Annotated in this window: 18 protein-coding genes; 10 read left to right on the top strand and 8 right to left on the bottom strand. The window is 68.7% G+C overall.

Annotated elements, in window-relative coordinates; genetic code table 11:
* Positions 1–2: 2 nt before the first annotated feature.
* Positions 3–629, bottom strand: coding sequence for a fatty-acid--CoA ligase (locus SBI80_RS19655; protein WP_318976478.1), 627 nt, complete (start codon positions 627–629; stop codon positions 3–5).
* A 120-nt stretch (positions 630–749) separates the two neighbouring features.
* Between SBI80_RS19655 and SBI80_RS19660 the strand changes: the two genes are divergently transcribed.
* Positions 750–1,883 (top strand): nitronate monooxygenase, encoded by a 1,134-nt coding sequence (locus SBI80_RS19660; RefSeq protein ID WP_318976479.1) that lies wholly within the window; start codon positions 750–752, stop codon positions 1,881–1,883.
* 59 nt (positions 1,884–1,942) lie between these two features.
* Positions 1,943–2,794, top strand: coding sequence for a glycoside hydrolase family 16 protein (locus tag SBI80_RS19665; RefSeq protein ID WP_318976480.1), 852 nt, complete (start codon positions 1,943–1,945; stop codon positions 2,792–2,794).
* Positions 2,795–2,806: 12 nt separating this feature from the next.
* Here SBI80_RS19665 and SBI80_RS19670 read toward each other — a convergent pair whose 3' ends face one another.
* Positions 2,807–3,337, bottom strand: coding sequence for a hypothetical protein (locus tag SBI80_RS19670; RefSeq protein ID WP_318976481.1), 531 nt, complete (start codon positions 3,335–3,337; stop codon positions 2,807–2,809).
* A 228-nt stretch (positions 3,338–3,565) separates the two neighbouring features.
* Here SBI80_RS19670 and SBI80_RS19675 point away from each other — a divergent pair, with 228 nt between their 5' ends.
* A complete protein-coding gene (locus SBI80_RS19675; protein WP_318976482.1) occupies positions 3,566–4,837 on the top strand; it encodes a cytochrome P450 in 1,272 nt (423 codons plus the stop codon).
* Here SBI80_RS19675 and SBI80_RS19680 read toward each other — a convergent pair.
* Positions 4,798–5,106: a hypothetical protein gene (locus SBI80_RS19680; protein WP_318976483.1), complete on the bottom strand. Its 309-nt coding sequence runs from the start codon at positions 5,104–5,106 to the stop codon at positions 4,798–4,800. The two genes, SBI80_RS19675 and SBI80_RS19680, sit on opposite strands and share 40 nt — an antisense overlap.
* A 107-nt stretch (positions 5,107–5,213) precedes the next feature.
* Between SBI80_RS19680 and SBI80_RS19685 the strand changes: the two genes are divergently transcribed.
* From SBI80_RS19685 to SBI80_RS19695, 3 genes are read left to right on the top strand one after another with little or no spacing between them, the layout of a single operon-like run.
* Positions 5,214–6,005, top strand: coding sequence for an MmyB family transcriptional regulator (locus SBI80_RS19685; RefSeq protein WP_489685607.1), 792 nt, complete (start codon positions 5,214–5,216; stop codon positions 6,003–6,005).
* Between the two features lie 32 nt (positions 6,006–6,037).
* Positions 6,038–6,760 carry a FadR/GntR family transcriptional regulator gene (locus tag SBI80_RS19690; protein WP_318976484.1) on the top strand — a complete coding sequence of 241 codons (723 nt, stop codon included), beginning with the start codon at positions 6,038–6,040 and terminating at the stop codon, positions 6,758–6,760.
* Positions 6,757–7,419 (top strand): sterol desaturase family protein, encoded by a 663-nt coding sequence (locus SBI80_RS19695; RefSeq protein WP_318976485.1) that lies wholly within the window; start codon positions 6,757–6,759, stop codon positions 7,417–7,419. The genes SBI80_RS19690 and SBI80_RS19695 overlap by 4 nt, the downstream gene beginning before the upstream one ends.
* On the opposite strand, the gene SBI80_RS19700 is transcribed toward SBI80_RS19695, so the two are convergent.
* From SBI80_RS19700 to SBI80_RS19710, 3 genes are all read right to left on the bottom strand, one after another.
* Positions 7,403–8,095 (bottom strand): L,D-transpeptidase, encoded by a 693-nt coding sequence (locus tag SBI80_RS19700; RefSeq protein WP_318976695.1) that lies wholly within the window; start codon positions 8,093–8,095, stop codon positions 7,403–7,405. The genes SBI80_RS19695 and SBI80_RS19700 overlap by 17 nt on opposite strands.
* A gap of 109 nt (positions 8,096–8,204) precedes the next feature.
* Positions 8,205–8,822, bottom strand: coding sequence for a Pr6Pr family membrane protein (locus SBI80_RS19705; RefSeq protein ID WP_318976486.1), 618 nt, complete (start codon positions 8,820–8,822; stop codon positions 8,205–8,207).
* A gap of 1 nt (position 8,823) precedes the next feature.
* Entirely contained in the window at positions 8,824–10,173 is a 1,350-nt protein-coding gene (locus SBI80_RS19710) for a DUF7159 family protein (protein ID WP_489685608.1), read from the bottom strand.
* Between the two features lie 92 nt (positions 10,174–10,265).
* Between SBI80_RS19710 and SBI80_RS19715 the strand changes: the two genes are divergently transcribed.
* On the top strand, positions 10,266–11,717 hold the full coding sequence (locus SBI80_RS19715; RefSeq protein ID WP_318976488.1) for a peptide MFS transporter: 1,452 nt from the start codon (positions 10,266–10,268) through the stop codon (positions 11,715–11,717).
* A gap of 152 nt (positions 11,718–11,869) precedes the next feature.
* A complete protein-coding gene (locus tag SBI80_RS19720; protein WP_318976489.1) occupies positions 11,870–12,103 on the top strand; it encodes a hypothetical protein in 234 nt (77 codons plus the stop codon).
* Between the two features lie 3 nt (positions 12,104–12,106).
* Here the strand turns inward: SBI80_RS19720 and SBI80_RS19725 are convergent, their stop codons facing one another.
* Positions 12,107–13,069, bottom strand: coding sequence for a threonine ammonia-lyase (locus SBI80_RS19725; protein ID WP_318976490.1), 963 nt, complete (start codon positions 13,067–13,069; stop codon positions 12,107–12,109).
* Positions 13,070–13,094: 25 nt separating this feature from the next.
* Here SBI80_RS19725 and SBI80_RS19730 point away from each other — a divergent pair, with 25 nt between their 5' ends.
* Complete coding sequence (locus SBI80_RS19730) at positions 13,095–13,556, top strand: acyl-CoA thioesterase (RefSeq protein WP_413232754.1); 462 nt, start codon at positions 13,095–13,097, stop codon at positions 13,554–13,556.
* 68 nt (positions 13,557–13,624) lie between these two features.
* Complete coding sequence (speB, locus tag SBI80_RS19735) at positions 13,625–14,629, top strand: agmatinase (protein ID WP_318976697.1); 1,005 nt, start codon at positions 13,625–13,627, stop codon at positions 14,627–14,629.
* Between the two features lie 17 nt (positions 14,630–14,646).
* Here speB and SBI80_RS19740 read toward each other — a convergent pair whose 3' ends face one another.
* Positions 14,647–15,531, bottom strand: coding sequence for a cyclopropane mycolic acid synthase family methyltransferase (locus SBI80_RS19740; protein WP_318976491.1), 885 nt, complete (start codon positions 15,529–15,531; stop codon positions 14,647–14,649).
* Positions 15,532–15,736: the final 205 nt, after the last annotated feature.

Genomic DNA, 15,736 nt, shown 5'->3' on the forward strand with positions numbered 1-15,736 from the left:
CGTCACCTCTCGTCGAGGGTGATCAAGCGGCGGAAACGTCCGGTGAACGCGGGCGGATAGGCGCCGATGCCGGCCCTGGTCATCCACTCGGCGGCTAGTTCGGAGTATTCGATCCAGCGCCGGGCGTGCTGCTCGTCGTCGACGTGCAGCACCAGCAGGATCTCCCGCGGATCGTCGAACGCCGTGAACATCGACAGGTTTCGAATGCCTGCGCGGCGCAGGTCGGCGGTCGAACCACGCACGTGCGCCAGCAGCAGCACGGGGTCGTCGACCGTGGTCACCACCGAGAACATCACCTCGGTGGCCGACGGGCCCGTCTCGGGCGCAAGCACCAGCCGCTCCCACAGCTCGCCGGCGAAGACCGCGGGGATGTCCCGGACCCCCGCGGCGTCGAACCACTCGAACAGAGTGCGCGAGCGCAACAGATCCAGCAGCGGTTCGCGAGCGTGGATGGCAGTCATCACGAGCACCCGGCCCGGCTCGCTGGTCGATTCGTAGACCAGGACGTGGTGGGCGCCCAGCCGCCCAAGCTCCCGACGCCGACGATCCACCAGGTCACCCACCCGCCCGGCATCACGCACCCGGTAGTGCCAGGCGAGAACCAGGGAGTGATCGAGCCAGTGCGTCACGACCAGGTGATCGTAGGCGAGGCGACCACTGGCAGACGGGACGGCGCGCGGGTACTAAACTAGAACACGTTCCAATTCTTCGACCCGTCCAACAGTGCCACCACTCCAGGAGCGCCACGCATGCACACTCCCCTCTGCGACCAGCTCGGCATCGAGTTCCCGATCTTCGCGTTCACGCACTGCCGCGACGTCGTCGTGGCGGTCAGCAAGGCAGGCGGCTTCGGGGTGCTCGGCGCCGTCGGCTTCTCACCCGAGCAGCTCGAGATCGAGCTGAACTGGATCGACGAGCACATCGGCGAGCACACCTACGGCGTCGACATCGTCATCCCGAACAAGTACGAGGGCATGGACTCCAACCTGTCCGCCGACGAGCTGGGCAAGATGCTGGCGGACATGGTGCCGCAGGAGCACCTCGACTTCGCGCGCAAGGTCCTCACCGATCACGGCGTCCCGCTTAGCGAGGAGGACAACGAGAGCACGCTGCGGCTGCTCGGCTGGACCGAAGCCACGGCGACTCCCCAGGTGGAGGTGGCCCTCAAGCACCCCAAGATGACGCTGATCGCCAACGCGCTAGGCACCCCGCCCATTGAGATGATCGAGCACATCCATGCCGAGGGCCGCAAGGTCGCGGCGCTGTGCGGTTCCCCGAGCCAGGCGCGCAAGCACGCCGACGCGGGCGTGGACATCATCATCGCCCAGGGTGGCGAGGCGGGTGGCCACAGCGGTGAGATCGGATCGATCGTGCTGTGGCCGCAGGTGGTCAAGGAGGTGGCGCCGGTGCCCGTGCTCGCCGCGGGTGGCATCGGCAGCGGTCAGCAGATTGCCGCCGCCCTGACGCTTGGCGCGCAGGGTGCCTGGACCGGGTCGCAATGGCTGATGGTCGAGGAAGCCGAGAACACCCCGGTGCAGCAGGCCGCGTACGTCAAGGCCGGCAGCCGCGACACCGTCCGTAGCCGCTCGTTCACCGGCAAGCCCGCCAGGATGCTGCGCAACGACTGGACCGAGGCGTGGGAGAAGCCGGAGAACCCCAAGCCGCTCGGCATGCCGCTGCAGTTCATGGTCTCCGGCCTCGCGGTCGCCGCCACGCACAAGTACCCCAACGAGACGGTCGACGTCGCGTTCAACCCGGTGGGCCAGGTGGTCGGCCAGTTCACCAAGGTCGAGAAGACCTCGACGGTGATCGAACGCTGGGTCCAGGAGTACCTTGAGGCCACCAACAGTCTCAACGACCTCAACGCCGCCGCAGGCGTCTGACGCGCGCCGCGGGCGCGGGCGAGTTGCACCCGTCCCGGGCCAACGGCTTACATGGGGTCATGCCGGACATGGATCGACGCAGCATGATCTTGATGACGGGGATCGGACTCCTGGGGGCCGCCGCGGCCGTCCCCGGGATCGTCCCCACGGCCTCGGCCCGGCCGCTACCGGGTGACGTGCCACCCCCCGCGGCGCCGCCCCCCGATGGCAAGTACCTCTTCGAGGACCACTTCGACGGGCCGGCGGGCTCGGCCCCCGACCGGTCGAAGTGGGAGATCGCCCAGGCCAGGGAGACGATGGAGGACCCGACGTTCTGGGAGCTCCCGGAGAACGTCGGCCAGTACCGCGACGACCGCCGCAACGTCTACGTCGACGGCAAGTCCAACCTGGTCTTCCACGCGGCCAAGGACGGCAACACCTACTACAGCGGCAAGGTCTTCGGCACCTTCCGCGGCGGCATCGGGCACAACTGGGAGGCCCGGATCAAGATGAACTGCCTGACCCCGGGCTGCTGGCCGGCGTGGTATCTGGCCAACAACAGCCCGGCCAACGGCGGCGAAGTCGACATCATGGAGTGGTACGGCAACGGCAAGTGGGCCGCCGGAACGGCCGTGCACGCCAAGCTCAACGGGGGCGAGCACGTCAGCCAGAGCATCAGCGTCGACAGCGCGTGGCACACCTGGCGCGTGCAGTGGGATGACGCGGGCATGCGCTTCTGGCGCGACTACACCGACGGCGCGCAGCCCTACTTCAACGTTCCGGCGAACTCGCTACCGGACTGGCAGTTCAATCAGACTGGCTACCAACTGTTTCCGGTGCTGGACCTGGCGGTCGCCGGGTCCGGCGGTGGCGATCCGTCCGGCGGCACCTACCCCGCCGACATGCTCATCGACTACGTGCGCGTCTGGTAGACACCCTCGGGGTCAGGGCGTCGGAAGGACCGGACCCGCCGGAGCCGGCGGCAACGGCGCAGGGGCGGGGGCCGGCCCCTGGGGCGCCGGGGCGGCGGGCGGATCACCGGGGGTGAGCGGCACGTTCGGGCCGGGGGCCTGGTCGGGGATCGGCGTGTTCATGTCGCGCTGGGCGAGGCCGAGGATCAGCGCTTCCTTGCCGCTGATCTCGTGGTTCTGCACGGCCTGCCAGAGGTCCTTGAGATAGCTGACGTTGGGCGAGTCATCGTTCTGTGGTTGCAGGGTGGATCCCGGGGGCAGCGCGTCCGGGCTCGCCAGGTGCGGGATTCCGTTGGGGGGCAGGACGGCGGGATCGGGTGCCGCCTGCATCTCGACGGGTTGCGCGGCGGTGGGCGACGGCGCCGCGACGGTCGTCGGGGGCGGTGCGGGAGGTACCGCCGGATCGGCGCCCGCCGGCGCCGCGGTGGCCATCAACGCCAACAACAGACCCGCCGCGCCACCCGCCATCACCGTCGCGATCTTGACCGTGTTGGTCGTCTTCATTTGCTGATCCTCCGCTGTGACCTCAGGGACTGATGTTGTTGTTGGGTCCATCCAGAATCAGGCCGATTTCGTTACATCGCAATCCCTGCAGGCGGATTAACAGCATTCTCATGATCGGGAAGAACACGTTCTACTCGCGACTTTTCAGAAGGTGCCTCGAGGCCTGCGATCAGTGGTGTAGCAATGCCGTAGTGCACTAGATCTCGTCACACGAGGAGTCCTCCGCCCATGACGCGAACGGTCAACGGTCCCCACCTGCCTGCCGGCTTCGACTTCACCGACCCGGACGTCTACGCCCGGCGCCTGCCGATCGAGGAGCTTGCCGAGATGCGCCGGGTCGCTCCGATCTGGTGGAACGAGCAGCCAATGGACGTCGGTGGCTTCGGTGACGGTGGCTACTGGGTCGTCACCAAGCACCGCGACGTCAAGGAGGTGTCCCGGCGCAGCGACGTGTTCTCCAGCCTGGCGAAGACCGCGTTGCCCCGATACAAGGACGGCACCGTCGCCGCCCAGATCGACACCGGCAAGTTCGTGCTACTGAACATGGACGCGCCGCATCACACGCATCTGCGCAAGATCGTGTCGCGGGCCTTCACCCCACGCGCGATCGAGCGGTTGCGCGCCGATCTCGCCGAGCGGGCCCGCGAGATCGTGGCCGCCGCGAAGGAGACGGGGCGCGGCGACTTCGTCGAGCAGGTGTCCTGCGAGCTGCCCCTGCAGGCCATCGCGGGCCTGATGGGCGTGCCGCACGAGGACCGGATGAAACTGTTCCACTGGTCCAACCAGATGGTCGGGGACCAGGATCCCGAGTTCGAGGACAACGACGCCATCAGCGCGTCGGTGGAACTCATCAGCTACGGCATGCAGATGGCTGCCGAGCGCGCGGACACCCCCGGCGAGGACCTCGTCACGAAGCTGGTCCAGGCCGACGTCGAGGGGCACAAACTCTCCGACGACGAGCTGGGGTTCTTCGTGGTGCTGCTTGCGGTGGCGGGCAACGAGACCACCCGCAACTCGATCACCCAGGGCATGATGGCCTTCACCGACTTCCCCGACCAGTGGGAGCTGTTCAAGCGGGAGCGCCCGGCCACCGCCGCCGACGAGATCGTCCGGTGGGCCACCCCCGTGACCTCGTTCCAGCGCACCGCCCTGCAGGACACCGAGCTCGCGGGTGTGCGAATCCGGAAGGGCCAGCGGGTGGTGATGATGTACCGCTCGGCGAACTTCGACGAGGAAGTCTTCGAGAATCCCTTCTCGTTCGACGTCCTTCGCGATCCCAACCCGCACGTCGGCTTCGGTGGCACGGGCGCGCACTACTGCATCGGCACCAACCTGGCCCGCATGACGATCGACCTGATGTTCAACGCCATCGCCGACGCGATGCCCGACCTGGTGTCGCTGGCCGAACCCGAGCGGCTGCGTTCTGGCTGGCTCAATGGCATCAAGCACTGGCAGGTCGACTACACCGGCGCATCGAAGTCCAACACCGAGCGCCAGTAGTCCTCGGGAAGCTGCGCACCCGAGCGCAGCACGACCGCCAGCCCGGTCGCCATCGCGATGCCGAGCACCGCCAGCCACGCCCCGGCCAGGCCGATCACCACCCACAGGACGGCCGTCACCGCGGGCCAGGGTGAGGCGATCGCCAGCACGGGGGCGAAGAAGAATCCCAGCCCGACGTACCACGCCGACAGCGTGCGGTCGCAGACCATCACCAGGCGCAACCAACCGGGAATCCGGACCGGACCGGCGTCGAATCGATGCGCTGTCATCGGTGAGCTCCTCCCGCGGGTGAACTCCACGCTGCCGGTCCGAACTACCCATGGCAATTACCTCGGGGGTAATGGTCTTCGGCCCGGCAGCCGGTCAGACTGACTGCGTGACATCGGCATCGGCGTCGACGCCTCCAATCGGCACCCTGGTCCGGCAGTGGCGCCGGCGGCGCCGGCTGAGCCAGCTGGACCTGGCCGTGGAGGCCGGCGTCTCGTCGCGGCACGTCAGCTTCATCGAGACCGGACGCTCTGCACCGAGCCGCGACATGGTGCTGCGGTTGGCCGAGACGCTCGACGTTCCCCTGCGGGACCGCAACAGGCTGCTGCTGGCCGCCGGCCTCGCGCCGGAATATCCCCAACGCGCACTGGACGATCCGGAGATGGCGGCGGTGCGCGACGGCGTCACCACGGTGCTGCGGGCCTACGAACCGTACCCCTGTCTGGCCGTCGACCGTGGGTGGCGGATCGTGGCGGCCAACGCCGGTGCCGGCGTCCTGATGCAGGGGGTCGCCGCCCACCTACTGGATCCGCCCAACGCCCTGCGCATCTCCCTGCATCCCGACGGCCTGGCTCCTCGCATCCGCAACCTCGGACAGTGGCGCCACCACGTCGTCGGGCGACTGCGCCGCGAACTGGCGGCAGGCGGTGCCGAGGACCTGGCGGGGCTGCTCGACGAGATCGCTTCCTATCCAGGCGGATTCGATGCGACACCCGACGTCGGTACAGTGGCCGTTCCGCTGCGGCTCGAGGGGCCGGATGGCACCGAGCTCTGCTTCCTCAGCACGGTCACGACGTTCGGCACCGCACTGGACCTCACCGCCGCGGAGCTCTCCCTGGAGGCGTTCCTGCCCGCCGACGAGGTCACCGCGCACGCACTGCGTACTGGTATGACCACTTGACCTCTGGCCTTTGACCTGCGATGGTGAGTCGCATGGCCCTCCAACCCATCAATCGCCGTTCGGTCCCCGAGGACGTCTTCGACCAGATCGTCGCCGAGGTGCTCAACGGCGACGTGCAGCCCGGTGATGCCCTGCCGAGTGAACGCCGGCTGGCCGAGGTGCTTGGCGTGTCGAGGCCCGCCGTCCGCGAGGCCATCAAGAGACTCACCGAGGCCGGTCTCGTCGAGGTACGCCAGGGCGATGCCACCACGGTTCGGGACTTCCGGCGCCACGCCGGGCTCGACCTGCTCCCCCGGCTCGTATTCCGGGCCGGCGAGGTCGACGTCACCGTCGTGCGCAGCATCCTCGAGACCCGACTGCACAACGGCCCGAAGATCGCCGAGCTGGCGGCCGCCCGCCGCGGCGCCGACCTGCCCGCGCTGCTGACCTCCTCGATCGAGGCGCTGGCCGCTGAGGCCGATCCCGTCGCGCGGCAGCGCCACGCCCTGACGTTCTGGGACCACGTGGTCGACGGAGCCAACTCGATCGCATTTCGCTTGATGTACAACACCCTTCGCGCGACCTACGAGCCCGCGCTGCCCGCACTGGCGGTCATGATGGCCGACGAGGTGGGCCGGCCCGATGCCTACCGCCGCATCGCGGACGCGATCCGCGACGGCGATCCCACCGCTGCCGCCACCGCAGCCCGCGACCTGTTGGAGCCCGCGACCGTCGGCCTGCTCACCGCCCTCGACCAGTTGGAGAAGACCCCTTGAGCAGCACCAGCCGCCGGGGTTTCTCGCGCACCGACGCACTCCGCGAATTCCTGACCCATCCGTCGCCGTGGCTCGTCGGTGTCACGTTCGGAGCCGCACTCGCCGCCCGGATCGCCGTCGGAGACTGGCAGCCGACCGACGCGGTCGTGCCGGTGGTGATGCTGGCGGTATTCCCGTTCTTCGAATGGCTCGTGCACGTCGTCGTCCTGCATTGGCGCCCAAGGCGTCTCGGACCCGTCACGATCGACCCGCTGCTGGCGCGCAAGCATCGGGAACACCACGTCGATCCCCGGGACGTGCGGCTGATCTTCATCCCCTGGCGCGCCCTGATCTGGGTGCTCGCCGGCGCGATTGCCCTTGCGCTGCTGGCGTTTCCGCGCCTCGGACTGGGCCTGACGTCCCTGGTGCTGCTCGGAGCGCTCGGCCTCGGCTACGAGTGGTGCCACTTTCTAGTGCACAGCGACTACAAACCGAGATCACGGATGTACCGCGCGATCTGGCGCAATCACCGCCAGCACCACTTCAAGAACGAGCACTACTGGTTCACCGTCACCTCGGCGGGGACGGCCGACCGCGTGCTCGGCACCTACCCCGACGCGGCGACCGTACCGTCCTCACCAACGGCGAAGAACCTGCACGCTGCTACGCCTGGACGATGATCGGATCGCCGATGTTGACCTGGTCGTAGTACCAGGCGGCATTGTCCGGGCTCAGGTTGATGCACCCGTGGCTGACGTTGGAGTTGCCCTGCGAGGACACCGACCACGGCGCCGAGTGCACGTACACCCCGCCCCACGTGACCCGGACCGCGTCGTACACCGTGAGCTTGTATCCCTCTGGGTCACTGAGCGGAATCCCGATGGTGCGGGAGTCCATGATCACCGGTGACTGCTTCTCCAGCGCCGTGAACGAACCAATGGGCGTCGGGTGCTTGGGCTTGCCCATCGAGGCGGGCATCGTGCGCGCCACCTGTCCGTCGATGCTGACGGTGAAGGTGTGGGCATTGACGTCGGCGACGCCGACGGTCTGGGCGCCGGTCTGGAACGTGGTCTTGAAGCCCTCCATCGACACCGAAATCGACGAGTGCGCCGGCCAGTAGCTGCTGGGGTTCCATTGCACGACATCGTTCTTCAACCAGGTGAAGTTGCCCTGCGGGACCTTCGCCGACGAGAGCTGGAACGAGCGCTCCGCGGCGGCCCGGTCGGCGACGGGCTCGGCGAACGTCACCGTGATGGGCATGGCCACCCCCACCACCTGGCCCGGCGATGGCGAGACGTTCGCGACGGCGGCCGGACCCGGGGTCGCTGCGAGACCGGTGCCCACCGACCCGCCCATCAGGAGGGTGGCAATTCCGGCCACCGACAACGCATGTCGCAGAGCTGTACGCACGTGACCAACCTCCGGGGAATCGAGTGTGCCTCAATAGTAGTTCGGCTCGGGAGAGCTAGACGTTAGCCGACCTCGGGCGGGCCAGCGCCAGCAACGAGTAACCCAAGCCGACGAATCCGACGGCGAGCAACGTGACGTTCACGGCGACCGCGCCCGTGCCAACGCTGGCCGGATCCAGGAAGTAGTACGGCGCGCGCCGGCCCAGCCGGTTGAGCACCACCAGCGCCAACCCCAGGTAGGCGGCGGGATAGAGCAGCCACACCAGCGGCTGCCACCACTTGCCCGTACTGATTCCCCGGCCGATCAGCAGCCAGTCGGCGAGGGCGAGGATCGGAACGACGACGTGCAACAGGAAGTTCGACGGCGTGTAACCCATGCTGCGCCCGGTCAGCAGCAGATTCCACACCAGACCGGCCACCAGGACGTAGAGCACGACGGCGCCGCGCAGTCCGGTACGGGCGTCGGCGCGGGGGGTGATCAGCGTCCAGGCGTAGTACGCCGCGGCGAGCACGTTGGCCTGATAGGTGAAGGTCACCAGCCGCCACCACACACCGGATCGCGAGGTGAGCTCCACCGCGAGCAGGGCCAGCACCACGGCCAGCACGATCGTCGTCCGCAGCGCCACGCGCAGCACCCCGCGACGAGCGTCGGCGGCGGGCGGGGGTGTCGTCAAACTATCCGGGTCCGGGCGTCAGCTTCTCTTTGATGCGGGTCCAGATGCCCGGCTTCTTGGGCGCGGTCTCGGTGCTGTTGTACGCGGGGTCCATCGGCCCGCCTCCGGTGACCGGCGGGGCGATGGCCGGGTCCGCAGGCGGGGTGAGGGCGGCATCGGCCGGAGGGGCCAGCGGTGCCGGGTCGACCGGCGGCGCGAGCGCGGGATCCTGGGCTGCGGCAGGCGCCTCGTCGAGCGCCGGCGCCTCGGCGGGAGTGTCGACGACGGCCACCGGCGGTTCGTCGGACACCGGCGGCGCGGCTTCCGGAGCCGGCGGCGGCGCGGCCTCCACCACGGGCGGAACGGCGACGGGCGGGGGCAGCGCCGGGGGCACCGCCTGCGGGATCTCGGTCTGTGCGGCGGGGACCGGCGCGCTGCGCTGGGCGGGCCGATCGGGTGCCAGCTGCAGGCTGATCGCGATCGACACCGACACCACGAACGTCACCATGCCCGTGGCGAGCATGGCCACCGGCCCGGTGCTCGCCAGCGTGCGGCGGTATTGCGAGCCGGGCGCGAAGATGCAGTGGCGTCCGGAGCCGGCGATGCGGGCCGGGACGGTGAAACCCTCGTCGTAGGAGTCCAGCGGGGCGTCGGTGGCCTGCGCCGACGCCAGCGCCGCACCGCGCGCGAGCGCCAGCTTGGCCTCCTCGGGCGCGAACACCGGGACCGACAGTGCGTCCTCGAGATCGTGCAGGAGCGGTTCGAAGTCCCCGGCCGAACCGACGACGACCAACGCCTCCGGCGCCCAGTCGGCGCGGGTGAACACCGTGCTCAGCCAGCCGATGAGGGCGGCGTCGGAGTCGATCGCGTGGTTGAACGCCGTCTGCACGGCACCGTCGCTGGTGTTGACGATCAACGCGATCACCGATTCGGGTTCGATCACGCACACAGCGGTGGTCGCATATCCGAGCACCTCGGCGACGCCACGCGCCAGTGCCTCGGTGGCCTCGGGCATGCGGATCGCCACGACGTTGTCGAAGCCCGATTCCGAAAGCGACTCGATGAGCATCGAGGCCTCCACGTCGGCGTCCTCGCTCCAGGTCACGCCGATGGAGTGCAGGCGAACCCCGCGGTCGGCCGCCAACGCCTCGGTGCGCAGGACCGCCGCGGCAGCCTGCTCGGGAGACTGGATGCCGTCGTCGGCGACCGCGAACGTGTCGCGGTCCATCGTCGCGCCGTCGGCGTCCTGTCCCTCGACCAGCACCAAGCCAACGGACGTGGGAGTCATCGACAAACCGAGGACCGCGTCTGCCTGCGTGCCTTCGGACCCGCGGCGCGGCCACGCTCGGGAAGCACCAGCGTGGAGGACCATCGCGGGCGAGACTACCCGTTTCCGCGGGGTCGGGCGCGCCGGGGGTACGGCGAAGTCGTCGATGTAGACCCCGCGCGTGGCAGGGTGGCCGCATGGCGGAAGGGCGACAGGCGGAGCGGACGGTGTTCGGTCACCCGATCGGGTTGGTCAACTTGTTCGGGGTCGAGATGTGGGAGCGGTTCTCGTTCTACGGGATGCTCACGATCCTCGGGTACTACCTCTATTACCAGGTCACCGACGGTGGACTGGGGCTGCCCCAGGCCACCGGAACCGGCATCGTCGGCGCGTACGGCGGGCTGGTGTACCTGTCGACCGTGCTCGGCGGCTGGGTGGCCGACCGTCTGCTCGGCATGGAACGCACCGTGTTCTACGGCGGTGTGGTGGTGATGCTGGGGCACATCGCGTTGGCCATCCTGCCCGGACTCGCGGGCGTGGGGGCTGGACTGACCCTGGTCGCGCTGGGCTCGGGCGCGTTGAAGGCCAATGCGTCGTCGCTTCTCGGCACGCTCTACGAGAAGGGCGACGCCCGCGCCGACGGCGGCTTCACCCTCTTCTACCTCGGGGTCAACCTCGGGGCGTTCGTCGGCCCGCTGATCACCGGGCTGCTGCAGACCAACGTCGGCTTCCATTGGGGCTTCGGTGCCGCCGCGGTCGGCATGGCGCTCGGTCTCGGCCATTACGTCGTGTTCCGGCGCAATCTGGGCACGCACGGCCGGGAGGTCCCGAACCCGCTGCCGCACGACCGGATCGCGATGTACGCGGGTGCCCTCGTCGTCGTGATCGTCGTCGTCGTGGCGACGTTCCTGCTTGGCCTGGTCACGTTGGCGAACCTCTCGCAGGTCACCACCGGCGTCATCGTGGTCGCCTCGATCACCTACTTCGTCGTGATGCTGCGCAGCCCGAAGGTCGAACCGACGGAGAAGACCAGGGTGACGGCGTTCATCCCGCTCTTCATAGCCAATGCGGTGTTCTGGTCGCTGTTCCAGCAGATCTTCACGGTGCTCGCGGTGTACTCCGACGAGCGGATGAACTGGTCGATCTTCGGGTGGACGGCGCCATCGAGCTGGATCGGCTCGATCGAACCCGTGTGGATCATCCTGCTGTCGCCGTTGTTCGCCGCGATGTGGACCCGGCTGGGCAACCGCGCGCCCACCACCCCGCGCAAGTTCGCCTACGGCGTCATCGGCATGGGCTTCGCGTTCCTGCTGTTCCTGCCGATGGCCGGCACCACCGGCAAGGCCGTCCCCGCACTGCTGGTCGCGGCCATCCTGGCCGTGTTCGCGGTCTCCGAACTGATGATCTCGCCGATCGGACTGTCGGTGACCACCAAGCTCGCTCCGCAGGCGTTCCGGGCGCAGATGATGGCGCTGTACTTCTTCTCCGTCGGTCTCGGCACGTCGATGTCCGGCGTGCTGGCCGGCTTCTACGACCCGAGCGAGGAATTCGCGTACTTCGGCATCCTCGGCGTCGTCGCCATCGCGGTGGGGTGCGTGACGCTGGCGTTCAGCGGCCGAGTGACCCGGCTGATGGAGGGCGTGCACTGACCCGTGCCGACCCCGGACACCCCCGTCGAGGCTTGGCCGATTCGTGACCTGACGTAGACCGAATCCGACCCCATGCTGGGCGAAGATCGAGACTAGTTGGCTATGGGTACGCCCGGGTACGACGCGGTCGGGCGGGTCGGCGAAGGAGGATCATGTCCACAGCGCCACTCGTGCTCGACCCGGAGACGCCGGCACCGGTCGAAGAAGGCCCCGAAGCGGGCGTGGTCTACGTCCACCTGCTCGGCTTCTGCCACACCACGGGCAGGTGTTCCTGTGGCTGGACCGGACGGCGCAGGCTGCTCAGGGCCGCCGCCGAGCAAGACGCCTGGGCGCATGCGGCGCAGCGGGGCTGCACGGTGGCCTCACCCCTCATCCTGGCCTGGTGACGTTCAGCCGGTGAGGATCTGAACCAGCAGCGCCGGCTCGACGTTGCCGCCCGAGACGACGACCACCGTCGGCCCCGGCGGAGTCTGCGCGCGCCGGTAGGCAGCCAGCGCGGTGGCGCCGCTGGGCTCGGACACCAGGTGGGCGTGCAGCGCGAGTTCGCGGACGGCGTGCCGAATTTCGTTCTCCGACACCGTGATCAACCCGTCGAGCAGCCGTCGAAGATGAGCGAAGGTGAGCTCCGAGGGCTGTGAACGGAGCCCGTCGGCGATGGTGCGGTTGCGGTCGGCGATCGACCAGTCGACGCGGTGTCCGGCTGCCAGGCTCTCGGCGGTGTCGGCGGCGAGCTCCGGTTCGGCGCCGAGCACCGCGGCCTGTGGCGCGAGCGCCTCGATGGCAGTGCCGATGCCCGAGGCCAGTCCTCCTCCGCTGACCGGGACGATGACGGCGGCGACGTCGGGAAGGTCCTCGGCGATCTCCAGCCCGATCGTGCCCTGTCCGGCGATGACGTCGGGATGGTCGAACGGCGGGATCAGCACCGCCCCGGTCCTGGCCACCACCTCGTCGGCCACCTGCTCGCGCTGACCGGCGTCGCACAGCACGACCTCGGCCCCGTGACTGCGGGTCGCCTCGATCTTGACCCGCGGCGTCTCGGCCGGCATGACGATGTGCGCGCCGATTCCGTAGTGCGCCGCCGCGTACGCCACGGCCTGGGCGTGGTTCCCGCTGGAGTAGGCCACCACCCCCCTGGCACGGGTGGCTTCGTCGAGGCGCGCGATGGCGTTGAACGCCCCACGCACCTTGAAGGCGCCGATCGCCTGCAGGCTCTCCGGCTTGAGCCACAGCGGACGGTCCGGGTCACCCCAGGGGGCGGGCACCAGCGGGGTGCGTACGACCAGCCCGCGGATCCGGTCGGCTGCCGCGCGGACGTCGTCGACCGTGATCAGCCGCGGGTCGGGGGTGCTCACGGGAGGAAATCCTAGGGTGTTGCACGTGAGCGAACCCTTCTCCCTGCCCATCGTGCCGCGCTATGCCGAAGTCGACCAGCAGGGCGTGGTGTTCAACGGCCACTACCTGACGTGGTTCGACGAGGCGTCCACGGCCTTCTTCGATCACGTGGGCCTGCCGTTCACCGAGTTCGCCGGCTGGCAGCTCGACGTGCAGGTGGTGCACGCCGAGATCGACTATCTCGCGCCCGTTCGGTGGCGCGACGCGGTGCGGGTGCAGACCTGGTGCGCGTCGACGGGCCGGACCAGTTTCACGTTGCAGTTCGACGTCCGGCGCCGCGACGACGACGGGGCCGAGGTCTCGGTGGTGCGGGGGCGCAACGTCTACGTCGTCGTCTCGACCGCGGACTGGACCAAGCGCGAGGTGCCACCCAGGCTTCGAGCGGCCCTGACTTCCGTTGCGGGTCAAGGACGCAACGACGCCGATGGCGGTACTGTCAGCGCATGAGTCACGGGCACGGGCACGACCACGGACACGGACACGCCGCTGAACCGCACCGCGAGCTGCCGCCGGGGATGGCCGAGCAGATCGACCTGCCGTACTCCGGGTTGGCGACGTTCGGGCATCGGCCGTTCCTCACCGAGGTGGAGCAGCTCGAGTCGTGGCGACCCGACGTCGCGATCGTCGGCGCCCCGTTCGACGTCGCCACCACGAACCGGCCCGGCGCCCGCTTCGGTCCGCGCGCCATCCGCGCCACGGCATACGAACCCGGCACCTATCACATGGACCTCGGCCTGGAGATCTTCGACTGGCTGGAGGTCGTGGACTTCGGCGACGCCTTCTGCCCGCACGGGATGACCGAGGTGTCCCACCAGAACATCAAGGAGCGCGTGCACGCGGTCGCCTCGCGCGGCATCGTGCCGGTCGTGCTCGGCGGGGATCACTCCATCACCTGGCCCTCGGCCACCGCCGTGGCCGACGTGCACGGCTACGGCAACGTCGGCATCGTGCACTTCGACGCTCACGCCGACACCGCCGACATCATCGACGGGAACCTGGCCAGTCACGGCACGCCGATGAGGCGGCTCATCGAATCGGGGGCGGTGCCGGGCACCCACTTCGTCCAGGTCGGGTTGCGGGGCTACTGGCCGCCCCAGGACACCTTCGAGTGGATGCAGGAACAGGGCATGGTGTGGCACACCATGCAGGAGATCTGGGAGCGCGGCTTCAAGGCCGTGATGGTCGACGCAGTCGGCGAGGCGCTGGCCAAGGCCGACAAGCTGTACCTGTCGGTCGACATCGACGTCCTGGATCCGGCGCACGCCCCGGGGACGGGCACCCCTGAACCGGGCGGCATCACCAGCGTCGACCTGCTCAGGATGGTGCGCCAACTCTGTTACGAGCACGACGTGGCAGGCGTCGACGTCGTCGAGGTCTCCCCCGCCTACGACCACGCCGAACTCACCGTCAACGCGGCCCACCGGGTGGTGTTCGAGGCGCTGGCCGGCATGGCGGCCCGGCGACGCGACGCCGCGGGCGGCGAGATGGGGCCGCCTGGACGGCGGCCCCCGTCGAAGTGAGGCCTCGGAGTGCGGTCTCAGCCCTTCACGAGGGTGAACTGCGCGATGTCGGTGTAGCCCTCGGTGAACAGCTCCGCGCAGCCGGTGAGGTAGCGCATGTAGCGGTCGTAGACCTCTTGGGACTGGATGGCGATGGCCTCGTCCTTGCGCGACTCCAGAGCCGCGGCCCAGATCTGCAGCGTGCGCGCGTAGTGCAGGCGCAGCGGCTGGACCCTGGTGAGCTCGAAGCCCGCTGCGGTGGCGTGCTTCTCGACGTCCTCGACCTTGGGCAACTCTCCGCCCGGGAAGATCTCGTCCATGATGAACTTGAAGAACTTGAGCTTGTTCATCGTCAGCGGCAGCTTGCGCTCGGCGAATTCCGCGTCGCTCGGCTTGATGATGGTGTGCAGCAGCATCACGCCGTCGTCGGGTAGCGCAGCGTAGGCCATCTTGAAGAAGTCGTCGTAACGGTCGCTGCCGAAGTGTTCGAAGGCGCCGATCGAGACGATGCGGTCGACCTGGCCGTCGAACTGCTCCCACCCCTGCAGCCGCACCTCCTTGCTGCGCGGGCTGTCGGAATTCGCGAGCAGCTTCTCGACGTGGGCTTGCTGGTTGCGGCTCAGCGTGAGGCCGACGACGTTCACGTCATGGCGCTCGGTGGCCCGTTTCAGGGTGGCGCCCCAGCCGCAGCCGATGTCCAGCAGCGTCATTCCGGGCTCGAGACCCAGCTTGCCGAGCGACAGATCGATCTTGGCGATCTGCGCCTCTTCCAGCGTCATGTCGTCGCGCTCGAAGTACGCGCAACTGTAGGTCTGGGTCGGATCCAGGAAGAGTCGGAAGAAGTCGTCGGACAGGTCGTAGTGCGCCTGCACGTCGTCGAAGTGGGGCTTCAGCCCCTGGGTCTTGCTCGTTGTGTCTGGCAAAATTCAGCCTTCGGCGTCTGGTCGAGTGTCGTCAGCGGCTCCACTTGCTCAAGAGCCTCCCCCGTACGTCTTCGCAATTCGGAGAGACTACCCGACTGCGGAACACCTCAGCCAATCGCTTCGCTGTGCGCCCCCTATGCGTCATCCAATCGTAAGTCCCGACGCCCTGACCGCGTCTCCCACCGCCCAAATCACCGGGCGACCG

Origin of the sequence: Mycolicibacterium sichuanense (assembly GCF_033741125.1) — a bacterium.
GTDB lineage: Bacteria > Actinomycetota > Actinomycetes > Mycobacteriales > Mycobacteriaceae > Mycobacterium.

Excerpts from the sequence above, each read along its gene's own strand:
- SBI80_RS19660 (WP_318976479.1), top strand. The coding sequence starts at position 750 with ATGCACACTCCCCTCTGCGACCAGCTCGGCATCGAGTTCCCGATCTTC.
- SBI80_RS19665 (WP_318976480.1), top strand. The coding sequence starts at position 1,943 with ATGCCGGACATGGATCGACGCAGCATGATCTTGATGACGGGGATCGGA.
- SBI80_RS19670 (WP_318976481.1), bottom strand. The coding sequence starts at position 3,337 with ATGAAGACGACCAACACGGTCAAGATCGCGACGGTGATGGCGGGTGGC.
- SBI80_RS19675 (WP_318976482.1), top strand. The coding sequence starts at position 3,566 with ATGACGCGAACGGTCAACGGTCCCCACCTGCCTGCCGGCTTCGACTTC.
- SBI80_RS19680 (WP_318976483.1), bottom strand. The coding sequence starts at position 5,106 with ATGACAGCGCATCGATTCGACGCCGGTCCGGTCCGGATTCCCGGTTGG.
- SBI80_RS19690 (WP_318976484.1), top strand. The coding sequence starts at position 6,038 with ATGGCCCTCCAACCCATCAATCGCCGTTCGGTCCCCGAGGACGTCTTC.
- SBI80_RS19700 (WP_318976695.1), bottom strand. The coding sequence starts at position 8,095 with ATGGGCGGGTCGGTGGGCACCGGTCTCGCAGCGACCCCGGGTCCGGCC.
- SBI80_RS19710 (WP_489685608.1), bottom strand. The coding sequence starts at position 10,173 with ATGGTCCTCCACGCTGGTGCTTCCCGAGCGTGGCCGCGCCGCGGGTCC.
- SBI80_RS19715 (WP_318976488.1), top strand. The coding sequence starts at position 10,266 with ATGGCGGAAGGGCGACAGGCGGAGCGGACGGTGTTCGGTCACCCGATC.
- SBI80_RS19720 (WP_318976489.1), top strand. The coding sequence starts at position 11,870 with ATGTCCACAGCGCCACTCGTGCTCGACCCGGAGACGCCGGCACCGGTC.
- speB (WP_318976697.1), top strand. The coding sequence starts at position 13,625 with ATGGCCGAGCAGATCGACCTGCCGTACTCCGGGTTGGCGACGTTCGGG.